This window comes from Brachybacterium tyrofermentans (assembly GCF_014897585.1).
In the GTDB taxonomy this organism is placed as follows: Bacteria; Actinomycetota; Actinomycetes; order Actinomycetales; family Dermabacteraceae; genus Brachybacterium; species Brachybacterium tyrofermentans.
Genome location: NZ_JABUXW010000022.1, coordinates 13,332 through 30,698, shown reverse-complemented (window position 1 = coordinate 30,698; position 17,367 = coordinate 13,332). Strand labels below are relative to the sequence as shown.

Below are 17,367 nucleotides of genomic sequence, written 5' to 3'. Positions count from 1 at the left end.
CCGGCCTTCCACGCTCCCCCACGAACGTGGAGCCTCTCCTCACCTGCAAACATGGCAGATTGGTTTTGCCAGCGATACCATTCTGCCATGTTGAGTATTCAGGAGTACGCGGAGCGGGCCGGCATCTCCTCGCAAGCCGTGCGGAAGCGAATCCTCACCGGACGTCTCCCCGCCCGCAAGGTCGGGCGGGAGTGGGTCATCGCCGACGACGTCGACACCCCTAGGCCGCAACGTCCCGGCCGAAAGCTCTCCACTGCCACGTTCGACGAACTCGCCGCGTACCTCGACGGCGACACGACCGGACTCCATCCGGACAGACTGCGGCGAGCGCGAGAACGGGCGTCGCTGATCACCCGACTCGGGCTACCCCAGATCGCGGAGTATGCGCGTCGACCCGACCTCCACGTCCATCGTTTTCGGGCAGGCGATGCAGACGTCGCCGAACTCCGCATCGACCCCCGTCTCGCGCTCACCGGCATCTCGCACCCCGACGCCGAGGTGTACGGCGCCTCCGTCGACGCGTACGTCTCGTCGGCGACCCTCGACGACATCGAACTGTTCCACATGCTCGACCCGGCGAGCCGACGCGAAGCGAATGTCGTTTTGCGAGCACAGGACCCGCCGCCCCGAACCCGCAGACTGCACATCATCGCGGACCTTCTGGATGACCACCGCGCGCGCAGCACCGCCGAAGCCGAGCGACTCCTCGACCAGTTGATCGAGGAGCGCGGCCGATGAACAACGCCCCGGTCGCGCACCTCCTCACCGCGGACCACCGAGAGCACGCCTCCTGGGAAGGCATGGCGGATGTCGCCCGCCGGATGCCCTCGGGATGGTCTCTCGCCGGGGGTAGCCTCGTCCGCCTCCACCTGGCAGAGCGCCACTACGATTCAACCCGCTCAACTCGCGACATCGACGTGATCCTGGACGTACGCGCCGAGCCCCGCGCGATCGATCGCATAGTCGCTGCGCTGCGCGCCGCCGGATTCGCGCCGGACGGCTTGAACCCGTCCGGTCAGGACCACAGGTGGGCACGGGGCGACGCCCAGATCGACGTCCTGACCCCCGACTTCCTCGGCGCACGGATCCTTGACAGGAAGCACCCAGGGATCGGAAGGCCTCTGGCGACCCGCGGAGCCCAATTCGGACTGGACCGAACCGAGCGCGTCCGTGTGCACGTCGACGACCTCGAGCTCGATGTGAATCGTCCCAACCTCGTCGGCGCCTTGTACGAAAAAAGCTCGGCTCTACTGATCCCTCTCGACGCCAACAAGACCAGGCATCTGGAGGACATCGCAGCACTGGCAGACATCCTCGGACCGGGTGACCGGCGCGAACTCCTCCAACTACGTCGCCGCCAAAGGGCGCGCGTCATCTTCGGATTGCGCAAGACATTAGATCAGGTCGACCTCGATGCCCGAGGCTTGCATCGCCTTGCGAGGCTGATAGAGCTCCTGGCGTCCACCTGACGCCCGGTCGAGCTGGCCTGACGATCGCGTCCGGGACGAAGCCGCCACGGCGTCCCGCCTTCACCCGCAGGCCCCCGGGCCCACCCGCCCCGTGAGACGCACACAACCAGTTCGCATCCCTCACTTGTTTTAGTTTGCATTGCGAACTACCCTGTCTCCTCGTGATGACTTCTGTTGATGCACCCGGTGACCTCCCGCAGCACCTCGCGCTGGTCTGCAGCCAGTTCTCCCGACTCGCAGCACGCCGCTCCGAAGTCGGCGTCGGGACCGTCTCCTGGCGCGTGGTCGCCACGATCGAGCGGCACGGCCCCCTGCGGCTGAGCGAGATCGCCGACCGCGAGCGGGTCTCCCGCCCCACGGCGACCACCGTCATCAAGCGGCTCGAGGAGGAGGGGCTGGTGCGCCGGGAACCCGACCCGACGGACTCCCGCTCCTCGCTCGTCAGCACCACCGAGCAGGGCACGGGACAGCTCACCGCCTGGCGCTCCCAGCTCGCGACGGGCGTCGGCGGACTCCTGGAGCCGCTCCCCGCCGAGGACATCGCGACCCTCGAGCGCGCCGCCGAGATCCTCGCCGGACTCGTCGACTCCCACGACGGATGACCTCTCCCCACCGCTCCGCCCTCACTCCCCCAGCCCGTCCTCACCCCACCCCTTTTCCGACCTAAGGACCCCCACGCATGACCGCACGACCCACCGAGGCCACGGCCTCCACCCCTGCGGGCACTCCGACTGCTGCTGCCCAGAACGCCGCCCCCACCCTGCGCGAGGCGTTCCGCCAGCCCAAGTCCGTCTGGGCGATCGCCTTCGCCGCGACCGTGTCCTTCATGGGCATCGGCCTGGTGGACCCGATCCTCCCCGCGATCAGCACCCAGCTGGAGGCCACCCCGTCGCAGGCGATGCTGCTGTTCACCAGCTACCTCTTCATCACCGCGATCGCCATGTTCTTCACCAGCTAGTTCGCCTCGAAGATCGGGGTGAAGCGCACCCTGCTCATCGGCCTCGTGCTGGTGGTGCTCTTCGCGGCGCTCGCCGCGGGCGCGGGCGGCGTCTGGGAGATCATCGGCCTGCGCGCCGGCTGGGGCCTCGGCAACGCCCTCTTCATCTCCACGGCCCTGGCCGCGATCGTCGGCGCCACCGCCGGCCCCAGCGCCGGCGCGATCATCCTGTACGAGACCGCGCTCGGCATCGGCATGGCGCTCGGCCCGCTGCTCGGCGGACTGCTCGGCAACGTCTCCTGGCGCGCCCCCTTCGCCGGCACCGCCGTGCTGATGGCCGTCGGCTTCCTCGCGATCGTGGTGCTGCTGAAGAAGGAGGCCAAGCCCGCGCACGTCGCGCCGCTGGCCTCGCTGCGCGCCCTGTCCCATCCCGCGCTGCGCACCCTCGCCCTCACCGCGATCTTCTACAACTTCGCATTCTTCACGCTGCTGGCCTACTCGCCCTTCCCGCTCGAGGCGGCCGCCGCCGAACACGGCATGGAGTTCGGTGCCCTCGGCATCGGCGGCGTGTTCTTCGGCTGGGGCCTGGGCCTCGCGATCACCTCGGTGTTCGTCGCCCCGATCCTCACCCGGAAGCTCGGGCTGATCCCCACGCTGCTGACCGTGCTCGGCCTGCTCGCCGTGCTGATGGTCGTCATGAGCATCTTCCACACCTCCATGGCCGGGCTGATCGCCCTGATCGTGATCGGCGGACTGCTGCTGGGCATCATGAACACGGCGCTGACTGAGACCGTCATGGAAGCCACCGACCTGCCCCGCGGAGTCGCCAGCTCCGCATACTCCGGCGTGCGCTTCCTCGGCGGCGCGATCGCACCCGCCATCGCCGGCCCGCTCGCCGCCGCGACCGCCGCCGGTGCCCCGTACCTGCTCGCCGCCGGGGCGCTCGTGGTCTCGATGATCATGCTCGTGCTCGGCCGACGCCACCTCGCCGCCGTCGGCACGCACCACCAGCTCACCCCCGTCGAGGAGGCCGAGGCGATCTCCGTCGGCGACGGGGCCTGATCGCCGCTGGACCCAGGGGCGGGCTGCGTCGGCCCTGCCGAGCCCGGGCCAGGACACGCCCAACCTCAGCTATAGAAACTCTCGAAATGTGCCATCAACGGCACGAATCGGGGGAATCGGCGCACGTCGGGCAGGGGTCGGCCACGCCGGGCACAGTCCGGCCGGGTCGTCAGAGCCCCAGCACGGCCGTCGCGATCGTGAAGTAGATGATCAGGCCGGTGGCGTCGCAGAAGGTGGAGATGAAGGGGTTGGAGAACACCGCCGGATCCGCCCCCACCCGCTTCGCGACCAGAGGCATCAGGCCGCCGACGATCGCGGCCATGGTGCAGATCGACAGCAGGGTCAGCCCCATCACCGTGCCGATCGCCCATCCGTAGACCAGGCCGGAGACGAGGAACCCGAGGGCTCCCAGCACGGCGCCGAGGGTCGCGCCCACGCGCAGCTCCTGCCAGACCACGCGCGGCAGGTCCCTCACCCTCACCTCGCCCACGGCGAGCGCACGGGTCACGGTGGTCGCGGCCTGGTTGCCGGTGTTGCCACCGGTGCCGGTCAGGAGCGGGATGAACAGGGCCAGGATCACCACCTGGTCGAGACGGTCCTCGAACACCTCGAGCACCTGCACGGTGAGGATCGCGGAGATGGCCAGCACGAGCAGCCAGACGATACGGCTCCGCACGATCCCGATGATCGGGGTGGACAGGTACGCCCGTCGCAGGGGCTCGGAGCCGCTGGTGCGCGCGGAGTCCTCGGTGTTCTCCTGCTCGAGGATGTCGATGGCGTCGTCGACGGTCACGATCCCCACCAGACGGTCCTCGCTGTCCACGATCGGCATGGCCAGGAGCTTCGCGCCGAAGAAGCGCCGGGCGGCATCCTCGCGGTCGTCCGTGGCTCTCGCCCGGACCGCCTCGTGCGCGATGTCGCCCACGAGCGCCTCCTCGTCGGCGACCAGCAGGCGGCGCAGTCCCACCACCCCGAGCAGCGTCCGGCTCCCGTCGACCACGGGGAGGAGGTAGACGGTCTCGGGCTCCTCCGCGTGGGCCCGCACGTGGGCCATCGCCTCGCGGACCGTGAGCGTGGGGAGCAGGGTGAGCACCTCGGGTGACATGTACCGGCCGATGGCATGGCGCGGATAGCCCAGCACCGTGGTGGTCATGGCGCGCTCGTCCGCATCGAGACCATGCATCAGCCGCTCGGCGACAGAGGCCGGCAGCTCGTCCAGCAGGGCGGCACGGTCGTCGGGGTCGAGGTCGCCGATGATCTCGGCGACCTGCGGGGTGCGCAGAGCCGAGATCAGCTCGGCCTGGTGATGGGAGGGCAGCGACTCGAAGACTCCCAGAGCCCGGTCCTTGTCGAGCACCCGGAACAGCACGGCCGCCTCGGTCTCAGGACGGGACTCGAGCAGATAGACGAGTTCCCCGACCGGCAGCAGATGCGCCTCGAGGGCGAGCTGTTCCAGCTGTTCCTCGTCGTGCGGCTGTGCGCGCAGCATCGCGAGGACGGAATCGACGGTCGCCTGGGTCTCTGTCACGTCTCCATTGTGTCCGAGTCCGCAGGCCGCAGGGGCGAGCAGTGAGCGGCGAGCAGTGGGCGGCGAGCGGCGAGCGGCGAGCGGCGAGCGGCGAGCGGCGAGCGGCGAGCGGCGAGCGGCGAGCGGCGAGCGGCGAGCGGCGAGCGGCAGGCTGCACGGGCAGGCCGTATGTGGCAAGGGGTAGGCACCGCGCGAGTCCCGCCTCAGGTCAGACCTTCCTCCTGAGGCGGGACCCACCGGTCGATACGCTCTGCCGACCTCACCGTGCCGGATTCCCTCGATATGCCCCACCAGCGGCATGAATCGAGGGAATCGAGGGGTCAAGAAGGTGTCGGAGAGAGAACGGGGCGATCGGGGGTCGAGTGGCTCGCAGCGCCCGGGTCAGCGGCCGGCAGCGTAGCCCTGGGAGCCGCGGGAGTTCGCCGCGGCGCGAAGGATCCCGGTGCGCGGATCGCGCATCACGCAGGACAGACGACCGAGGGACCAGTCGCCGGCGCGGATCACGTCGTGCCCGCGCGCTGCGAGGCCGGCGAGGAGGTCCTCCCCGAGCCGATCCTCGACGACCGCTCGGCCCGGCGACCAGGTGCGGGGCCAGAAAGAGCCCGGCATCGAGAGCGTGTGCAGGGCCGGGGCGTCGATCGCCTGCTGGAGGTCGAGCCCGCCCACGAGCACGCGCAGCAGGAACAGCAGCTGCCACTGGTCCTGCTGGTCACCGCCCGGAGACCCACAGGCGAGCACGGCGGCGCCGTCGCGCAGCACCAGCGTCGGGGTGAGCGTGGTGCGCGGGCGCCGGCCGGGGCGCAGGGCCGACGGGAGGTCCTCGTCAAGCCACATCATCTGCAGCCGGGTGCCCAGGCAGAACCCGAGGCCGGGGATCGTGGGCGAGGACTGGAGCCAACCGCCGGACGGGGTGGCGCTGATGATGTTCCCCCACCGGTCGACCACGTCGAGGTGGCAGGTGTCCCCGCGGGCCTCCCCCGTCGCGCGGACCGTCGGCTCGCCCGTGCCGCGGTCGACGGGCTGGCCCGTGCGTTGCGCGAGCTCGTCCTCGGTGAGCAGCGGGGGCCGGGCCGACGGGGAGTCGCCGAGCGCGCCCGGACGGAACTCGTGCGACGCCGCCTCGGTGATCAGGGCGCGACGGGCGGCGAGGTAGTCCGGGGAGAGCAGCCGCTCCAGGTCGACATCACCATCTCCGAAGTGCGCGTCGCGGTCGGCGAGGGCCAGCTTGAGTGCCTCCAGGATCGTGTGGGCGCCCTGCTCGGTCGAGGGGTCGAGATGGTCGTCGTCGTACCCCTCCAGGATGCCGAGGGCTTCCAGCAGAGCGGGTCCCTGCCCCCAGGCGCCGGTCTTGGCGACCGTCCAGCCGCGGAAGGTGGAGGTCGCGGCGGGTTCGACGCGTGCCTCGATCGCGGCGAAGTCCCCGAGGGTCATCACGCCGGCGTGGTCGGCGCCGTCGGAATGGCGGTGCGGGGTGCGCAGGAACTCGGTGACGGCCTGGGCCACCGGACCGGTGCGCCAGCGTTCCCGAGCGGCGGCGATCCTGGCCTCACGTCCACTCGGGGCCTCCGGCTCGATGCCGATGCCCCCACCCGCGGCGTGCGGCTCGATCCCCCCGCCTGCGGCGACAAGGTCCCGGAGCACGGCCGCGTACTCGGGGTTGCGGATCAGCTCGCCGGCCACCGGTGGCGTCCCCTCGGGCATCCACAGAGCCGCTGAGCTGGGCCAGTGCTCGGTGAAGGTCTGCGAGACCGTCGCGATCTGGGTGCTGACGGAGGCCAGCACGGGGTGGCCGTTCTCCGCGCAGTCGATCGCGTAGGACAGGACGTCCTCGAGCTCCCAGGTGCCCCTCTCCTCCAGGAGCAGCAGCCAGGCGTCGACCGCGTACGGGACCGCGGCGGCGAGGGCGCCCGTGCCCGGCACGGCCGTGAGCCCCTCGGAGCGGTAGTGCTCGATGGTCGCCCCGGCGGGCGCGGGCCCCTGGCCCATGAGCACGACGGGGGTGGGGTCCTCGGCGGTTGCGAGGATCGCGGTCATGTCGCCGCCGGGGCCGTTGAGGTGGGGTTCGACCACGTGCAGCACGAAGGCTCCCGCGGCGGCGGCGTCGAAGGCGTTCCCGCCGCGCTCGAGCACGCTCTGCATGCAGGCCGTCGCGATCCAGTGGGTCGAGGCGGACATCCCGAAGGTCCCCTGGAGCGTGGGGCGAGTGGTCGGGCCGGGCGGCGTCACGAACGAGTGAGTGGTGGGCGTGCGGCGGTCGGCCGACGAGCGGTCTGCGGGAGAGTGCTCGGCGGACGGGCCGTCGGTCTGGGCGGCGGGCGGAGCAGGGGTCACCGGTGGTCTTCCCTTCGAGAGGTCGAGATCGGCCGCCCCGGGGCAGGCGGGCGGGGTGGACGCCCTCGTGACTCCGGGCGATCTGCTGCGGGGTCCGACCCCATGGTGCCCCCTGCGGTGACCGCGGCAACAGGACGTTCCACAGCCGCGCCCGCCCGCACGCACGCAGGCACGCACGGCACGGCACGGCACGGCACGGCACGGCACGGCACGGCACCAGTCACCGCACCGATCACTGTCCGCTGAACCAGAACCCGTCGAACGGATCCTTGTAGACCCGGTAGCCGTGGCTGGCGGAGTCGTAGCGATAGGTGGCCAGCACCGTCCCGTCGGCCGCCCGCTCGGAGAACTCGTTCGCGCGCCCGGAGTTCGCGATCATCGGCTGGTCGATGCCGCCGTCGCCGAGGCGGTCCACGTTGGAGACCACCGAGGAGTAGGGCAGCTCGACGACCTCGTCCTGCGCGAAGGTGCCGGCGTTCTCGTCGACCAGGTAGCGCAGGGCGTGGCTGACCCCGTCGTGCTCCTCCAGGGAGGCGTCCTGGGGGCCGTTGTCCTTCCAGTCGGCGTCGTCGCGGGTGCTCATCCGCCAGTAGTTGTTGTTGAACATCTCGAGGTAGAACTGGCCCTCGTCCAAGGCATCGTCGTCGAGGCGTCGCACGCTGTGCTGGCCGGCGTTGCCGATCACCGTGCCCTCGGCGGCCAGGAACTTCTCCTCGTAGCCGGTGCCCTCCCAGAGCGCCTCCACCCCGATCATCCAACGCACCGTGGGCTCGGAGCCGGGGTCGAGGGCGTCGTCCAGGGCGATGATCGTGGAGGTCTCGCGGGCGGAGAGGTACATGACGCCCTCGCGGACGTCGATGGAGTTGATGTGGATCCAGTCCTTGCCCTGGACCTCGGACCCGCCGGCCTCCCCCTCCTGAGCGTGGGCGAGCTTCTCGTACTCCGGGAAGAGCTCCTGCAGGTCGACCACCTGGGCGACGTCCCCGGAGGCGAGATCAACCCGGATCACGCGGTCCTCGACCCGCTCCGAGGTCGCGTCCGACGTGAGCACGTAGGCGATGCCGTCCACCACGGCGAGGTCGTGGTGGACGCTGTGGTCGCCGAGATCGATGAGGGTGCGGGCGTGCCCGAGCGGATCGAGCATGCCGATCTGCCGGGACCCGGTGGTGATCACGAGCTTCCCGTCCTCGACGACGAAGTGGTGCGCGGCGGAGTCGCCCGAGATCACCTCGGCGCGCATCGTGCCGGTGTTGTCGACCAGGTAGGTGTTGTTGCTCTGGGCGGTGACGCCGCTGAGGGCGAACAGTCCCGGGGTGAGGGCACCCGGGTCGGCGATATCGGCGGTCACGGCCGTGCCGTAGCCGGACTCCGTGGTGGGTGCCTTGATCCGCAGCTCTCCGGCGGTTCCGCTGCCGCTCTCGGGGGTCCAGGTCAGCGTCAGCGTGTTGTGGGCGCCGGGGATCAGGCCTATGACCAGGCCCTCGAAGCCGGTTTCCGCCGCATGGTTGGCGGCCGTGTGCGCGAAGTCGCCCGTGGCGGCGGCCTTCGAGACGACCTCGAGCTGTCCGCTCGCGGCGTCCTCGAAGTAGACGTACAGCCCGGTGCGGGTGCTGCCGTAGGGGTCGAGCACCAGCAGCGGGTCCTCGCGGGTCCAGTCCTTCTCGGCCTTCTTCGCCTGCAGCGCCTCGTGCCGCGCCTGCTGGGTGGTGGCGTCGTACAGCGGCGGGGCGTCCTGGTCCTCGGCGAGGTCGTAGCCGACGGACCAGACGGTCCAGTCGCCGCGCGCGGCCGGGTTCTCGCTGTAGACGACGCTCAGCTCGGCGACCTTCTCGGCGTCCGGCTCCTGCGGACCGGGCCCAGGGTCCTCGTCGCTGCAGGCGGCCAGGGCGAGCAGGGCCAGCGAGGTGCCGGCAGCGCCGGCCAGGAGCGTCCGCCGACGGACCGGGGAGCGTCCCCGGGTCACGCCTCCCCCGGTCGCACCATTCCGGGGCGTGCCTCTCCCTGTCGTCACGGCAGGCAGGAGACCGAGCTCAACGTCGAGGGCGGATACGGGATCAGGATCGACGCGCATGGACCCCACCCTAAGCATCCGGATCCGGCATCGCGCGCGGCAGCACCCAGTACGAACTCCGGGCACGGCAGCGCTACGCAGTCGCTCCTGGCACACCGTTAGTCGCCCTTTGGTCGTCCTGGATCACCCCGGGCCACCTCAGGTCGTCCCAGGTCGCCCCGGGTCGCCCCGTGCGGTCCTGGCTCATCCAGTGCGACCTTACGAACCCGATGCCACCCTCATGCCAGCGCTAACGTCGCACTCGTCGCGGAAAGCAGCCGACGACAGCGGGCCCGGCTCGGCTGTGCCCGGCAGCGCGCCAGGTCCACCCGGGCACACTGCCCACGTCCCGCAGCAGATGGCACACGGCCCGCGGCACGCGGCGCGCGACGCTCCTCGGCTCACCAGTCGTGCACGGACCCGTCGCGCAGGCGGTTCACCGGCAGGTACGCGGGCACGTACTCGTGGGCTGCAGCGGCCTCTTCATCGAGCTCGACGCCGAGACCCGGGGCCTCCCCCGGGTGCAGCAGACCGTTCTCGAAGCGGTAGCTGGTGCGGAACACCGACAGGGTGGTCTCGGAGTGCGGCATGTACTCCTGGATCCCGAAGTTGTGGATCGCGAGGCCCAGGTGGAGGTTCGCGGCCATGCCCACCGGGGAGACGTCCGTGGGCCCGTGGAATCCGGAGCGGATCCCGTAGACCGCCGCGAAAGCCATAATCTGGCGCAGGCCGGTGATGCCGCCGGCGTGGGTGGCCGAGGAGCGCACGTAGTCGATGAGGCGCTCGGTGATGAGGGTCTGGTAGTCGTGCACCGAGTTGAAGACCTCGCCGATGGCCAGGGGCGTCACCGAATGCTGGCGAACCAGGCGCAGCACGGCCTGGTCCTCGCCGGGCGTGCAGTCCTCGAGCCAGAACGGGTCGTAGGGCTCCAGGGACTTCGCGAGCTTCGCGGCCTCGATCGGGCTCATGCGGTGGTGGCCGTCGTGCAGGAGCCGCAGCTCGGGGCCGAACTCCTCGCGCACGCCCTCGAACACGGTGGGTAGGTGGCGGAGGTAGGCGCGGGTATCCCAGGTCTCCTCCGTCGGCCGCATCGCCGCGCCGGCGTCAGCCCGGCCTGCGGGCTCGTACTCGTACTTCCCGCCGGGCTCGGAGTCGTGCACCCCGTAGATCTGGTCCAGCCCGGGCACCCCCGCCTGGATCCGCACCGCGCCGAAGCCCTGCTCGACATAGCCGTGGATGGCCTCGTTGAGCTTCTCGATCGTGGTGCCGGAGGCGTGCGCGTAGGTGAGCAGGCCGGTGCGGGAAGCGCCGCCGAGCAGCTTGTACAGCGGCTCGCCGGCCTTCTTCGCGGCGATGTCCCACAGCGCCATGTCGATCGCGGCGACGGCGGCCATCGTGACCGGACCGCGGCGCCAGTAGGGGCTGCGGTAGAGGTACTGCCAGGTCTGCTCGATGGCCGATTCGTCGCGGCCGATCAGGGTGGGTGCGACGTGATCGCGCAGGTAGGAGACGACGGCGAGCTCACGGCCGTTGAGCGTGCCGTCGCCGAGTCCCACGATGCCGTCGCTCGTGGTGACCTTCACGGTCACGAAGTTGCGGCCGGGGCTGGTGACGTTGACGTCGATGCGTTCGATGCTCATCGGGTGCTCTCCTGGGAAACGGCGGGGTGGGTATCAGTGTGGTCGATGGCGGTGAGGGCCGTGCGAGCGCGCGGCCTCACATGGCGGGGCGGGGGTCCGTGAGGTCGCGCCCGGCGACCTCCTTCATCCAGATCGCGGCGAACAGGGCACAGCCGCTGAAGAACATGATGATCACGGCGACGGGGATCCAGGAGCCGGTGGCGCTGACGATCGCGGCCGCGATCACCGGGGTCGCGCCGGTGGCGACGATGGCGGCGACCTCGCGCACCACGCCGGTGGCCTGGTAGCGGTTCTTCGCGCCGAAGATCTCGGGCAGGGTCAGGTTCTCCATCGACGCCAGGGACATCACGCCGAGGTTGTGGAGGACCACGTATCCCACGATGACCTGCCAGGTCTGCCCGGAGACGATCAGCAGCACGCAGGGCAGGGCCGCGACCAGGCCGGCGGCGCTCATGATCGTGTACATCGTCTTGCGCCCGTACTTGTCGCCGAGCAGGCCGACCACGGGAACGGTCACGAAGGCGACCAGCGAGGAGATGATGACGACCTCGGTGGAGAGCTGCTTGTCCAGCAGCAGGAACACCGTCATGAAGGTGATGAGGTAGGTCTGGATCATGCCGGAGTTGCCGGCCTGGCCGAAGCGCAGCAGGAAGGCGACCGCGACGGACTTGACCGTCAGCGACGGGGCCTGCTTGAACTCCGCGGCCTCGGAGGGCGCCTCGCCGGCGGCGATCTCCTCATGCCCGACGGACTCGCCGTCGACCACGTCGCCGCGGGCCTCGAAGACGGGGCTCTCCTTGAGGTTCAGGCGCACCCACACGGCGAACACCATCACCAGGGCGCTGGCGATGAAGGGGATCCGCCAGGCCCAGTCGAGCAGCTGCTGCTCGGTGACGACCACCAGCAGCACCGCCCAGATCGCGGAGGCGAACAGGGTTCCGCAGTTGGTGCCGAGCGCGACCAGGGAGGCGACGAGCCCGCGGCGCTTGACCGGGGCGTATTCGGAGAGCATCACGCCGGCGCCGGAGATCTCCGCGCCCGCGCCGAAGCCCTGCAGCAGGCGCAGCAGCACCAGCAGCGCCGGGGCCAGGAGCCCGACCTGGCTGTAGGTGGGCAGCACGCCGATCAGGGTGGTCGCCGTGCCCATGAGCACGATCGTGTAGAAGAGGACCTTCTTGCGGCCGATGCGGTCGCCCATGCGCCCGAAGTACCAGGCGCCGACGGGGCGGGCGACGTAGCCGACGCCGTAGGTGGCCATCGCGCCGATCACGGCCATGCCCGGATCCGAGGAGGCGAAGAACAGCTGGCTGAACACCAGGGCGGCGGCCAGGGAGTACAGCTGGAAGTCCATGAACTCCAGGGCGGTGCCGAGCCAGCCGGAGACGGCGGCGCGCACGAGGTCGCCTACGGAGCGGACGGGCTGGGCGGGGCTCGCCGCCGGGTCACCGGGCGTGCTGGGCCCGCCCTCCGAGGCGGTGGTGGGGGTGCTGCTCATCGTGCTCCTTCGCGCGGCCCGCACACGGCGGGCGAGCTGATGCCGACGGGCTGACAGAGCGCGCCGGATCACATATCGTTTCGGTATGCAAAACATCCGTTTCAAGATGCGCGATAAGCATAGGGCTCCGGTCCAGGGTCGGCAACGCCGTCCCAGCGCGGCACGTCGAGGGGACAATGAGGCTCATGACGTCGACCTCTGAACCCACCGCCTCCCCTGTCGGCAGCGTGGACAAGGCGCTGATCCTGCTCGAGATCCTCGCCGGCGCCGGCCCGGACGGCATGACCCTGCGGGCCATCGCTGCGCAGAGCGGCCTGAACAAGGCCTCCGTGCACCGGCTGCTGCGCGCCCTGATCCACCGGGACTTCGCCGAGCAGGCGGATGCGGACCAGAGCTACCGCCTGGGCAGCGCCGTGCCGCTGCTGGCCGCGCACTTCGAGCGCGGGGAGAACCTGCCGACGCTCTTCGCGCCGGCGCTCGCGGCGATCTCCCATCACACCCAAGAGCTCGTGCACCTGGGGCGGCTCGACGGCGCCAACGTGCTCTACCTGGACAAGGTCGAACCCGAGCGCACGGTGCGCGTCTGGTCCAGCATCGGCAAGCGCGCCCCGGCGGCCCGCACCGCCATGGGCCGGGCGGTGCTCGCGGCCGACGGGGTCCGCGGCGCCGCCCTGGAGGCGTACGCGCAGGCCACCGCGGTGAACACCGGGGAGCCGGGCCAGCTCGTCGACGTCGCACGGCTCTCCGACATCATCGACGAGACCGCGCAGCGCGGCTGGTCCACCGAGGTCGAGGAGAACGAGCAGGGCATCGCCTGCGTGGGCGTCGCCCTCGTGCGGCCCGGCAGCCGGTCCCTGGCGGTCAGCGTCACCGGCCCGATCGAACGGATGGGCGCGCGCCGCCGCACCGAGGTCGCGGAGCTGCTGCGCACCGAGCTCTCACGACTGGCCCCCGCCGGCTTCGAGGTCGCCCCGTCGGCCTGAGAATCGCTCGAGCACCGCCCCGCCGACGGTGCCGATCACGAGCACCACCACGATCACGACCAGCTGCGTGACGATCGGGACCCCGCCCGCCTCGAGCTCGATGCGTCCGCGCAGCAGATGCAGGGTCACCGAGATGCCGATCATCACCGCGGCCACGGCCCCGGCAGCGGCGATGCCGATCTGCAGGGCCCGCACCCGCCCGGCCGCGGCGACCAGGGCACCGACCACCACCACGATCACGACGGCCTCGATCACGATTCCGGCGCCCACCACGATCACCGACTGCGACAGCCCGAACAGTGCCGGGAGGGCCTGACTGGGCTCCCCCAGCCCGATCACGGCACAGGCCAGGATGCCGATGAGCGCGGTCACCCAGGACCCGTCGGAGCGGATCACGATGACGACGCTCGCGACGACCGCGAGGGACAGGCCCAGCAGATGCCCGAGCGAGGACACCACCAGGGCCGTTCCGTGCAGGTGGAGGAAGTGTCCCGCGATGGCGGCGATGACGCCGAACAGGATCCCGAGACCCAGGGCGAGCCCCGCCCCGTTCCACAGCCGGCGCGGGGCGGCGATGGCGGCCACCGCGAGGGGAAAGGCGATCGGCAGAGCGAGCATCGCGGCGGTCAGCGCGACCGCGAGCAGCTCGAGGGGATCCAGATCGAGGGACATGCCCACATCGTCCCCCCGATCCGGGCGTTGCGGGGGCGGAGTACGCGAAACCGTGACCTGCGGGAGCCCTGCGCGATCCCGACGAGCCCCGGCGCCGCACCATCTGCCGGCGCCCCACGACCTCCCGGCGCCACGCAGGCGGGGCCTGCCGTCAGGCCCCGTCGGCCGCAGCCCTCCCGGTGTGGGACTCTGATCCCGCCTTCCACCCACCGGCCCGTTCACGGCCCGCCCACGTCGTGCCCACGCCCCGCCCCGAGGAGACCCGCTGTGTTCGACATGGAGATGTTCAACGCCCTGAGGTACGGGGTGCCCATCGTGCTGGGCATCGCCCTGCTCGGCGTCGCCGTCACGGTGCTCAGCTCCCTGATCCGGGGGATGGTGGGCGCGATCGCGCTGGTGCGCTCCTACCGCCTGGTGAGCAGGACGGGCCTCGCCGCCCAGGGCACTGTGGTCAGGAGCACCGAGCACCGCACCCGCCTCCCGGGCGGCTTCGAGCGCCGCATGGTCGAGACGATCGCCTTCACCACGCAGTCCGGGGAGGCGGTGCAGGGCGAGGCGGGCACCTCCGACATCGGCATGGAGGACCGCACCGGGCAGGCGGTCGAGGTGCGGTACGACGAGCAGGACCCGACGCGCTTCGTCGCGCCGTCCGACATCGCCGACGCCGTCGACATGCTCGGGGGCCCGCGCGCCAAGGAGGTCGGCAAGCAGCTCGCCGTCGGCGGCATCGGGCTGCTGGCCGTGGTGTGGGCCGCGCGCGTGCTGCTGGGCTGGTTCTAGGGACGCATCCAGGGCCTGCCCCGAAACTCTCTCCAGCCCCTCGACACTCATCTGCATGCACGCTCCTGCAGGACGAAGCGGTTAAGTCTTTGGCAAAAAAGGTGGCCGCAGGTGTGCGCGACCGCGAAATCTCTGTAGGCTGAGTCACAGCCATCACGCGGCTGTAAGTCCTGCGGGCACGTCGCTCCCCCAACCCTGGATCGTGAGGATTCGTGTCCGCACCGCTGCGCATTGCTGCCCTGTCCGCTTGGCATGTCCATGCTGAGGAATACGCCCGAGAAGCCCAGAACCACCCCGAGACCGAGCTCGTCGCGGTCTGGGACGACGACGCCGAACGCGGCAAGGCCCTCGCCGAGACCGTGGGCGTCGAGTTCGTCGGCGATCTCGACGAGCTGCTGGCCCGCGAGGATCTCGACGGCGTCACCATCACCACCGCCACCACCGTGCACCGCGAGGTGATCGGGAAGGTCATCGCCGCCGGCAAGCATGTCTTCACCGAGAAGCTGCTGGCTCCCACCCTGGCCGAGTGCGACGAGCTGCTCGAGGCCGCTCGCGCGGCCGGCGTGCAGGTCACCGTGTCCCTGCCGCGCCTCGCCCACGGGTACACCGTGGCCCTGCGCGAGGTGCTCGACGGCGGCTCGCTGGGCCGCCTGAGCTATTCCCGCGTGCGCCTGGCGCACAACGGCTCGACGGCCGACTGGCTGCCTCCGCGCTTCTACGACCCGGCCGAGGCCATCGGCGGGGCGTTCAGCGACCTCGCGGCCCACCCGTCGTACCTGACCCAGCTGATCCTGGGCACCGACGTGACCGTCGCCTCGGCCACCTACACCGATATGACCGGTCGTGGCGTCGAGGACAACGCGGTGGTCACCGTGACCAGCCCCGACGGCGCCATCGGCGTGGTCGAGACCGGCTTCGTGACGCCGTTCAGCCCCTTCTCCATCGAGGTCCAGGGCACCACCGGGACCCTCACCTACGGGCTCGGGGCCGACGGCGCCATGGTCCTGGACACCGGGGACGGGCCCACGGTCATCGAGGTCCCCGAGGACATCCCGAACCCCTTCGCCCAGTGGGTCCAGGCGATCCGCACCGGCGAGGAGACCACCGAGAACCTCGATCGCGCTCGGGCTCTGACCGAGCTGGTCGTCGCGGCCAACGCCGCCGCGGCCGCCTGAGACCGGTCGGGCGAGCTCGTCCAGCGTGTCCACGGCCCCGCGTCGCCCGGCACTTCCCACGTGCCAGACGACGCGGCCCCAGAACCACAGCAGCACCAGCATCACCCCGCAGCACCCATCACCCTCTTGAGGAGAACCCCATGACCAGCACCGTCCAGTCCCCCGTCCGCATCGGCCTCATCGGCGGCGGCGGCATCGCCAACGCCCACCTGAAGGGCTACGCCCAGATCCCCGACCGCGTGAAGATCACGGCGATCGCGGACGCCAGCGAGGAAGCTCTCGCCAAGCGCGTCGAGGAGACCGGCGCGACCGGGTACAGCGACTTCACCGAGATGGTGAAGGACCCCAACATCGACGCCGTCGACATCTGCCTCCCCCACCACCTCCACACCCCCGCGATCATCGCGGCGGCCGAGGCCGGCAAGCACATCCTGTGCGAGAAGCCGCTGTGCCTCACCCCGGAGGAGGCCACCACGGTCAGCCAGGTCATCGAGAAGACCGGTGTGACCCTCATGTGCGCCCACAACCAGCTGTTCATGCCGGCCGTGGCCAAGGCCAAGGAGGTCATCGACTCCGGTGCCCTCGGCCAGGTCTACGAGGTGCGCACCACCGACTCCTTCTTCAACGACTTCGACCCGGAGTCGATGGGCTGGCGCGGGCACGCGGCCACCTCCGGCGGCGGCGAGCTCATCGACACCGGCTACCACCCCACCTACCTGATGCTGCACCTGGCCGGGGCCACCCCGGTCAGCGCCTTCGCGATGCTCTCCACCCACCGCCTGAAGTTCATGGAGGGCGAGGACTCCGCCCAGGTGCTGGTGCGCTTCGACAACGGCGCCGTGGGCCAGCTCGTGACCTCCTGGGCCTACGCCGCCGCGCCCGGCACCGATCGCTTCTCCGCCGTGGGCGAGAAGGGTTCGCTGAGCTCGGACGGCTCGACCCTGCGCGTGCAGCTGCGCGGCGAGGAGGCCCAGGTCTTCGAGCACGAGGACGTCGACACCTTCGCGGCGGAGATCTCCCACTTCGTGGACGTGCTCACCACCGGCAAGCGCCCGATCAACAACCAGGTCGAGGGTGTCAGCGTGCTCGGCGTGATCCTCGCGGCCTACGAGTCCTCCAAGACCGGCCAGGTCGCGGACGTCATCAGCCTCTGACCCGACGGGCGGGCCCGGCAGGACCACCGGGCCCGCTAGCCCGACGGGCCCGCACCCCGGTAATGCGGCTCCAGGACCGATGTTTCGCGCA

13 protein-coding genes and 1 pseudogene are annotated in these 17,367 nt (G+C 70.7%); 8 read left to right on the top strand and 6 right to left on the bottom strand.

Annotation, left to right across the window (positions count from 1 at the left end; all coding sequences use genetic code 11):
* The first annotated feature begins 51 nt into the window (after positions 1–51).
* From INT49_RS15605 to INT49_RS15590, 4 genes and pseudogenes are all read left to right on the top strand, one after another.
* Positions 52–738 (top strand): helix-turn-helix domain-containing protein, encoded by a 687-nt coding sequence (locus tag INT49_RS15605; protein ID WP_193118675.1) that lies wholly within the window; start codon positions 52–54, stop codon positions 736–738.
* Between the two features lie 62 nt (positions 739–800).
* Positions 801–1,469: a hypothetical protein gene (locus INT49_RS15600; protein ID WP_193118674.1), complete on the top strand. Its 669-nt coding sequence runs from the start codon at positions 801–803 to the stop codon at positions 1,467–1,469.
* A gap of 164 nt (positions 1,470–1,633) precedes the next feature.
* The gene (locus tag INT49_RS15595) at positions 1,634–2,071 is read left to right on the top strand and encodes a MarR family winged helix-turn-helix transcriptional regulator (protein WP_193118673.1); all 438 of its coding nucleotides are present in this window, start codon (positions 1,634–1,636) and stop codon (positions 2,069–2,071) included.
* Positions 2,072–2,148: 77 nt separating this feature from the next.
* Positions 2,149–3,468: pseudogene (locus tag INT49_RS15590) on the top strand (MFS transporter).
* Between the two features lie 169 nt (positions 3,469–3,637).
* On the opposite strand, the gene mgtE reads toward INT49_RS15590, so the two are convergent.
* The 5 genes from mgtE to INT49_RS15565 form a co-directional block, all read right to left on the bottom strand.
* Positions 3,638–4,996 (bottom strand): magnesium transporter, encoded by a 1,359-nt coding sequence (mgtE, locus tag INT49_RS15585; protein ID WP_319021652.1) that lies wholly within the window; start codon positions 4,994–4,996, stop codon positions 3,638–3,640.
* A 381-nt stretch (positions 4,997–5,377) separates the two neighbouring features.
* Positions 5,378–7,171: a gamma-glutamyltransferase family protein gene (locus INT49_RS15580; protein ID WP_193118707.1), complete on the bottom strand. Its 1,794-nt coding sequence runs from the start codon at positions 7,169–7,171 to the stop codon at positions 5,378–5,380.
* 388 nt (positions 7,172–7,559) lie between these two features.
* Positions 7,560–9,290, bottom strand: a complete 1,731-nt coding sequence (locus INT49_RS15575) for an aryl-sulfate sulfotransferase (RefSeq protein WP_193118672.1) — start codon at positions 9,288–9,290, stop codon at positions 7,560–7,562.
* A gap of 488 nt (positions 9,291–9,778) precedes the next feature.
* Entirely contained in the window at positions 9,779–11,017 is a 1,239-nt protein-coding gene (gene manD / locus INT49_RS15570) for a D-mannonate dehydratase ManD (protein WP_193118671.1), read from the bottom strand.
* A gap of 76 nt (positions 11,018–11,093) precedes the next feature.
* A complete protein-coding gene (locus tag INT49_RS15565) occupies positions 11,094–12,512 on the bottom strand; it encodes an MFS transporter (protein WP_193118670.1) in 1,419 nt (472 codons plus the stop codon).
* Positions 12,513–12,697: 185 nt separating this feature from the next.
* On the opposite strand from INT49_RS15565, the gene INT49_RS15560 reads away from it, so the two are divergent.
* Complete coding sequence (locus INT49_RS15560; protein WP_193118669.1) at positions 12,698–13,495, top strand: IclR family transcriptional regulator; 798 nt, start codon at positions 12,698–12,700, stop codon at positions 13,493–13,495.
* On the opposite strand, the gene INT49_RS15555 is transcribed toward INT49_RS15560, so the two are convergent.
* Positions 13,451–14,167, bottom strand: coding sequence for a hypothetical protein (locus INT49_RS15555; protein ID WP_193118668.1), 717 nt, complete (start codon positions 14,165–14,167; stop codon positions 13,451–13,453). The two genes, INT49_RS15560 and INT49_RS15555, sit on opposite strands and share 45 nt — an antisense overlap.
* 267 nt (positions 14,168–14,434) lie before the next feature.
* Here INT49_RS15555 and INT49_RS15550 point away from each other — a divergent pair, with 267 nt between their 5' ends.
* The 3 genes from INT49_RS15550 to INT49_RS15540 all read left to right on the top strand — a co-directional run bounded on the left by INT49_RS15550 (position 14,435) and on the right by INT49_RS15540 (position 17,276).
* Positions 14,435–14,947, top strand: a complete 513-nt coding sequence (locus INT49_RS15550; protein WP_193118667.1) for a DUF3592 domain-containing protein — start codon at positions 14,435–14,437, stop codon at positions 14,945–14,947.
* Positions 14,948–15,159: 212 nt separating this feature from the next.
* A complete protein-coding gene (locus INT49_RS15545) occupies positions 15,160–16,122 on the top strand; it encodes a Gfo/Idh/MocA family protein (protein ID WP_193118666.1) in 963 nt (320 codons plus the stop codon).
* A gap of 140 nt (positions 16,123–16,262) precedes the next feature.
* Positions 16,263–17,276 carry a Gfo/Idh/MocA family protein gene (locus INT49_RS15540; protein WP_193118665.1) on the top strand — a complete coding sequence of 338 codons (1,014 nt, stop codon included), beginning with the start codon at positions 16,263–16,265 and terminating at the stop codon, positions 17,274–17,276.
* The last annotated feature ends 91 nt before the right edge of the window (positions 17,277–17,367 follow it).

Excerpts from the sequence above, each read along its gene's own strand:
- INT49_RS15605 (WP_193118675.1), top strand. The coding sequence starts at position 52 with ATGGCAGATTGGTTTTGCCAGCGATACCATTCTGCCATGTTGAGTATT.
- INT49_RS15600 (WP_193118674.1), top strand. The coding sequence starts at position 801 with ATGGCGGATGTCGCCCGCCGGATGCCCTCGGGATGGTCTCTCGCCGGG.
- INT49_RS15595 (WP_193118673.1), top strand. The coding sequence starts at position 1,634 with ATGACTTCTGTTGATGCACCCGGTGACCTCCCGCAGCACCTCGCGCTG.
- INT49_RS15580 (WP_193118707.1), bottom strand. The coding sequence starts at position 7,171 with ATGTCCGCCTCGACCCACTGGATCGCGACGGCCTGCATGCAGAGCGTG.
- manD (WP_193118671.1), bottom strand. The coding sequence starts at position 11,017 with ATGAGCATCGAACGCATCGACGTCAACGTCACCAGCCCCGGCCGCAAC.
- INT49_RS15565 (WP_193118670.1), bottom strand. The coding sequence starts at position 12,512 with ATGAGCAGCACCCCCACCACCGCCTCGGAGGGCGGGCCCAGCACGCCC.
- INT49_RS15560 (WP_193118669.1), top strand. The coding sequence starts at position 12,698 with ATGACGTCGACCTCTGAACCCACCGCCTCCCCTGTCGGCAGCGTGGAC.
- INT49_RS15555 (WP_193118668.1), bottom strand. The coding sequence starts at position 14,167 with ATGTCCCTCGATCTGGATCCCCTCGAGCTGCTCGCGGTCGCGCTGACC.
- INT49_RS15540 (WP_193118665.1), top strand. The coding sequence starts at position 16,263 with ATGACCAGCACCGTCCAGTCCCCCGTCCGCATCGGCCTCATCGGCGGC.